The 445-nt window shown below is 73.9% G+C and carries 1 pseudogene; it reads right to left on the bottom strand.

What is annotated here, in order from left to right:
* A pseudogene (gene eno, locus O7A05_RS34180) lies at nt 1–255 on the bottom strand (phosphopyruvate hydratase); the annotation flags it as partial.
* Between the last annotated feature and the right edge of the window lie 190 nt (nt 256–445).

Below are 445 nucleotides of genomic sequence, written 5' to 3'. Positions count from 1 at the left end.
CTCCGCGTCCATGCCGCCGACCGCGTCGAGGATCTCCCGGCTAACCGCCTCGACGGCTTTGCGCACGCCCTTGCCGCCGAAGCGCGCCTTGTCGCCGTCGCGCAGCTCCATCGCCTCGTGGGCGCCGGTCGAGGCGCCGGACGGCACCGCCGCGCGGCCGAAGGAGCCGTCCTCGAGGAGCACGTCGACCTCGACGGTCGGGTTGCCGCGGCTGTCGAGGATCTCGCGGGCGGCGATGTTGGTGATCGCGGTCATGAAGCATCCTCCGGGAACGGCGCGCGCGGGGCTTATCCGCCAAGGCCGGCCCTTGGGCAAGGTGCCGCGGGCGGCCGCGTGTCTTGGCGCGGGCCTCGGCGTATAGAGCCGCCCATGAGCATTGAGACCACCGACCCCACCCTCCAGCTCGGGCAGCCGACCGCCCTGCCCTCCCGGCCCGAGGAGGCCC

Source organism: Mesorhizobium argentiipisi (SeqCode), from assembly GCF_037179585.1.
In the GTDB taxonomy this organism is placed as follows: domain Bacteria; phylum Pseudomonadota; class Alphaproteobacteria; order Rhizobiales; family Rhizobiaceae; genus Mesorhizobium; species Mesorhizobium argentiipisi.
The sequence above is the reverse complement of the archived record's forward strand: the minus strand, read 5'-3'. Positions and strand labels throughout refer to the sequence as shown.